General features: G+C 31.6%; 5 protein-coding genes and 1 pseudogene. 1 reads left to right on the forward strand and 5 read right to left on the reverse strand.

Annotated features, from left to right (window positions below; translation table 11 throughout):
- Positions 1 to 325 (forward strand): annotated as a pseudogene (locus tag ACR0QS_RS10780) (Rpn family recombination-promoting nuclease/putative transposase); the annotation flags it as partial.
- A gap of 427 nt (positions 326 to 752) precedes the next feature.
- Here the strand turns inward: ACR0QS_RS10780 and ACR0QS_RS10785 are convergent.
- The 5 genes from ACR0QS_RS10785 to kdsA form a co-directional block, all read right to left on the reverse strand.
- Positions 753 to 929: a hypothetical protein gene (locus tag ACR0QS_RS10785; RefSeq protein ID WP_432633451.1), complete on the reverse strand. Its 177-nt coding sequence runs from the start codon at positions 927 to 929 to the stop codon at positions 753 to 755.
- Positions 930 to 1112: 183 nt separating this feature from the next.
- On the reverse strand, positions 1113 to 2225 hold the full coding sequence (locus ACR0QS_RS10790; protein ID WP_432633452.1) for a cell surface protein: 1113 nt from the start codon (positions 2223 to 2225) through the stop codon (positions 1113 to 1115).
- A gap of 54 nt (positions 2226 to 2279) precedes the next feature.
- Positions 2280 to 2465, reverse strand: a complete 186-nt coding sequence (locus ACR0QS_RS10795; RefSeq protein ID WP_432633453.1) for a hypothetical protein — start codon at positions 2463 to 2465, stop codon at positions 2280 to 2282.
- Between the two features lie 794 nt (positions 2466 to 3259).
- Positions 3260 to 4285 (reverse strand): FAD:protein FMN transferase, encoded by a 1026-nt coding sequence (locus tag ACR0QS_RS10800; RefSeq protein ID WP_432633455.1) that lies wholly within the window; start codon positions 4283 to 4285, stop codon positions 3260 to 3262.
- Positions 4286 to 4300: 15 nt separating this feature from the next.
- On the reverse strand, positions 4301 to 5116 hold the full coding sequence (kdsA, locus tag ACR0QS_RS10805) for a 3-deoxy-8-phosphooctulonate synthase (protein WP_432633454.1): 816 nt from the start codon (positions 5114 to 5116) through the stop codon (positions 4301 to 4303).
- Between the last annotated feature and the right edge of the window lie 88 nt (positions 5117 to 5204).

Here is a 5204-nt window from a genome sequence, read left to right on the forward strand (position 1 = left end):
AGAAATTTACGACAAGTATAATAAGTTTGTAAAAAATGACGATTTAACGGAAGGCTATACGGAATGGGAAGAAAATTATTTTAGAATGCTAACATTGAGCGAAGAAAGATTGCAAGGAAAACTTGAAGGCATAAGAGAAGGCAAACTTGAAGGCATAAGAGAAGGCAAACTTGAAGGCATAAAAGAGGGAATAATAGAAGGGATGGAAAGAGGAATAAAAGAACGAAATTATACTATAGCCAAAAATCTAAAAAAATCAGGCTTGGATATAAAATTCATAAGCGAAAACACAGGCTTACCAATCGAAGAAATCGAAAAACTTTAATCTGTGAAACTACTTAACTTATTTATAATCATTTATAAACAAAAAATAAATCCCCACAAATTTTATTAACCACAATAAAAAATTCCAAATAACAAATCTAATTTCCAACCTTACTAATTAAAATAAAAAATCCATCCCCCACAAAACCGCATCAACTTCTAAACTAATCAATTCAAAACAAAAAACAGCGTCCTCCGTTCGCAACACACGAAGAACGCCGAATTATAGTGAAAAATTTAAGAAAGATTGCAAATTAATTACTTTTATAAAGTAAACAAATCTTTATTTCTTCTTACTTTTTTGTCGCCAACGCACAAGCGGGCAGACGCCAAAAGTAAGCAAAAAACCGTTCCTTTTTTTGTAAAAAAAGGAAACAAAAAAACAACTTCATTCGTGATTGAAAACGAAAATAAAAAAACATTTTCAACTATACGGAATGACGAATTCTAAACGGAGTTGTTTTTGCTTCTTTTTGACAAAAAGAAGCCGCCTTTTTTGGTTCTTTTTTCTCGGTAGAAAAAAGAACGAATGATTTGCTTTCTTTATCAAAGAACAATTTTTTAATTAAAATATTAGCGTCTCCACTCGCAATAGATGAAGACACTAATATATTTTTAACCTTTTAACCTATAGTCATCGCCGAGACTTTATTTACTCGTCATTGCGAGGGGCTTTAGCCCCGAAGCAATCCACTTTGCAATGACAAATTCTCAACCTTGATAACAATGTGGCTTTAGCCCATTGTGTAATACAAGGGGTTAAAACCCCTTGTTATCAAAATTCTTAATTAAAGCGCTGGCAAATACCAAGTAATACCTGTCGTGCCTGCGAAAGCCAAGGCCGCAGTTTGCGTAGCTATATTGCCTATACTTGCTTCAAAATACCATTCAAGGTTTTTGATTGGCGTAATATAGATTTCCGCATAAACATCGTAAGCCAAACGATAAGTTTCTTTAACCTTTTGGGAAGCGCTTCCACCTTGCGTAATATCTAAACCTAAAGAAGGTTCAAAATAAAGCGAAACTATATCGGAGTTAGCAGTCAATCCTAAAGCCGTAAGTAATTTAACATCCCAAGCGCTTTGTTCCCAAACTCCAGTTGGATTTGTAGAATAAGTGCCATTCATAGCTTTAACAGCTTCAACTCTTCTATTATTATGTTGTTTTCCTAAAGCTCCATTGTAAACTAATCTAACTATAGGTTGAAGCGCAACTTCTTCTACCATAGAACCAAAATAAAGTCTGAAATCGAAACCGAATGATTCACCATATTTGCCTTTATCGTTATTTCCATTATCGTAGCTGTAATTACCATATCTCAAATACAATCTAACTTGTGGCAACATTTCCAAGCCCGTATAATATCTGAATTGTGAATCAACGCTTACCGCTTGTTCTTTTTGTTTAACGCCGCCATTTTCTGTATTCTTAACGAAAACTTGAATCGGAATTGCCATTCTAAAAGCGTTATCCAATGCGTTCAAAACCAAAACTGGAGTATGCGTTACTTCGTTCCCACTTTTGCTGTCGGGTTTCGCTTTGTATCTCTCCGTTCCGATAGTCGCATTATAACCTACGCCGATTCCGATTACGGAAGAAGTATAACCGATTCCCATAGAAATAGAAGGAACCCAATTATAATCGTCTCCAGAAACATTAGCGGTAGAATTGTAGCTTAACATAGCTCCGTAAGCTCCGCCATAACCAGTGTTATTGTCGAACCCGAAAGTTCCCTTGATTGTGTCATTTCCGAGCGTGAAACCTAATTGGTCTAATCTTGCTCTGAACTGATTGCCGTGTGTGAGGAAGAATATCCAATCCGTATCAACCCCATACATACCAAAAACGCTTGCGCTTGCCATAGAAAGCAAAGCTACTGTTGTTAGAAGAATTTTCTTCACTTTTGTTCTCCTTCGCCAAAGGCGTGCCTCTGGCTATTTTTTAGATTTTTGTTTTTAAAATTTTTCTATTAAATAAAAAGCCCGCCAAATTATTTCCAATGCTACAAATTTCATTCCCAAAACCGTAACCAAAATTACAATTCCCGAAATAATTTTTTCCAAAACCGCCATTACAATTTTTTTCAAAATCATAATCACAATTCTTTTTGAAATTGCGATTATAATCTTTACCGAAACCATAATTTAGATTTCTTCCAAAATCATAATTTTCGCCGAAATCGTAACTATTGCGAAAAACTTGATTAAGATTAAAGAAATAATTTTTATAACAAAAGCCATAATTTAATTGACTTATTATTTCAAATTTATTTTTTATAGTCATTGCGAGACTTCGTAAGAAGTCGTGGCAATCCACACAGATTGGATTACTTCGGCTATCGCCTCGTAATGACAATGTTTTTACTAACGAATTGCGAATTCTAAACGGAGTTGTTTTTTTGTTTATTTTTTTGACAAAAAAAGAAATGGTTTTTTGCTTACTTTTTTGCCACTCAAAAAAGTAAGAACTTTTGCTTTCTTTTATAAAAGAAAATATTTTTGCAAAACCAAAAACGGCACTTAAAAAATTAACTGCCCTAAAAAATTGTAATATATAAAATTTAAAATTATTGTTTAGAATATAATTCTGGTATGCGTTGCGTTGCGTTGCGTTGCGTTGCGTTGCGTTGCGTTGCGTTGCAAATGAACATACAGTATTGTAAATCATTGTAATTTTCATATCAAACTTTCTCCACCGATTTTTTTCGGTAATTTATTTTTATTAAACCTTTAAATATTGATTAAATTATACAATATTTAAAAAATTAATCAAGTCTTTATTTGGCTTCCAGCCTGCTTTCGCGTCAAAATATTAATTAATTGAAATCATTATACAATCTTTAAAAATAATGTCAACAATTAATTTATTTTTTTAAGATTGATTAATTGAATTATATTTTATAACATTTAAAAATTTTTGTCAATTATTTTAAAATTTAAAAATCATTATTTGTAACAATAAATAATTCATTTTCTGGCGTAAGTATATAAGCCTCTTTATATTTAAAATTTTCATTTGTAAAAAAATTTGTTCCCATTAAAAATGCAATTGTCGATAACGCGTCCGCTTCTTCCGAATTAGTATGAACTATCGTAGCCGAAATCGAATTATAAGAAGGATAGCCCGTTTTTGCGTCTATTATATGATGGTAATTCGTTCCGTTTTCGGTAAAATATCTTTCATAATCTCCGCTTGTCACTATCGCGTAATTAGTAGATTTTATCAAAGCCAAAAATTTTTCAGAATTTTCTTCCAAATTTTCTATTGGATTTCTTATCGCTATTACCCAAGCCTCGCCTTTTCGATTGACTCCGTTTGCATAAGTATCGCCTCCGTAATCGATTAAAAAATTTTCTATATTTTCGCTTTTAAAAATTTCAATTAATTTCGTTATTATATATCCTTTTCCGTAAGCGCCGAAATCGAAAGTCAAATTTTTTTTCAATTTCAAAAATATTTTATCTTCGTTAGTTATTATATTTAATTTGGAATAATCTATATTCTCTAACGCTTCGCCAATTTCTTTTGCAGTCGGAACTGTTTGATTTTCTTTTATTCCAAATCCCCAAAGTTCTATCAATCCTCGAACGGTTATATCGAATGAAGGATTGAGGCGAGAATATTTTAATCCCGTTTCAAATATGCGCGATAATTCTTTTGAGATTTCAATTTCTTTTATTCCTTCCAAACTTTTTTTATTGACTATTGCAATTTCGCTTTTTTGATTGTAAGGATTTATTATATTGTCTATTCTATTTATTTCGTTCGTTATTAAATCGGTAAGATTATTCATTTTTTTTTCCGAAGTTTGAGCCGTTATATTTAAAATCGTATCGCTTATTATAATAGTTTTTCTAATATAATTTTCTTCTGTGCTTTCTTTAGTTTTTTTATAAATTGAAATAATTATTATAAAAGCAATCGCTATAATCGGAATTAACGCGTAATTTTTTTTTTTAATATTTTTCATTATAAGTTATAAATTCTTAACCAAATCATTAATCTTTATAATATCTCTCCATAAATTTTCGACTTTATCAAGTTCAAAAATCGTATTTGAATCGGAAGGACTTTTTTCGGGATTCGGATGAACTTCCATAAATATTCCGTCTATTCCCAAAGCAACGGCGGATTTCAAAAGCGCGGGAATAAACTCTCTCGCTCCTCCCGAAATTCCGTTTGCAGCGGAAGGCATTTGAAGAGAATGAGTGCCGTCATAAATTACGGGAGCAAAATTTTTCATTATTTCAATATTTTTCATGTCGACTATTAAATTTCCGTATCCAAACATAGTTCCTCTTTCGCATAAAAAAAGTCTCTTTTCATTTATGGCATCCGAGCATTTATCGGCGATATATTTGCAGTCGTATCCGCTTATGAATTGTCCTTTTTTAACATTAATCGCTTTTCCCGTTTCGCAAGCCGCTCGTAAAATATCGGTTTGTCTGCATAAAAAGGCGGGGATTTGAAGAAAGTCGACATATTTTGCCGCTTCTTCCGCTTCGGCGGGAATATGTATATCGGTTATTGTTGGCAAATCGAATTCTTTTGAAACTGTTTTTAATATTTCAAGTCCGTTTTTCATTCCCAATCCTCTGAAAGAATTTAAAGAGGTTCTATTCGCTTTATCATAACTACCTTTGAATATTAATTGTATATTTAATTTTTCTTTAATCTCTTTTAATTTTTTGGCAATTTTTATAGTCATCTCTTCGCTTTCAATAACGCAAGGACCTGCTATAAATATTAAATCTTTATTTTTATTCGTAATTCCTTTGTAGTCAAAAATCATAATTCAAGCCTTTATTTTTATTAAAATTAATTTAGTTAATGATAATTAATAATACTATAGAAACGGTTAATGTCAAATATTTTTTGAA

The sequence above is a fragment of the Brachyspira sp. genome (assembly GCF_050873525.1).
In the GTDB taxonomy this organism is placed as follows: Bacteria; Spirochaetota; Brachyspiria; order Brachyspirales; family Brachyspiraceae; genus Brachyspira.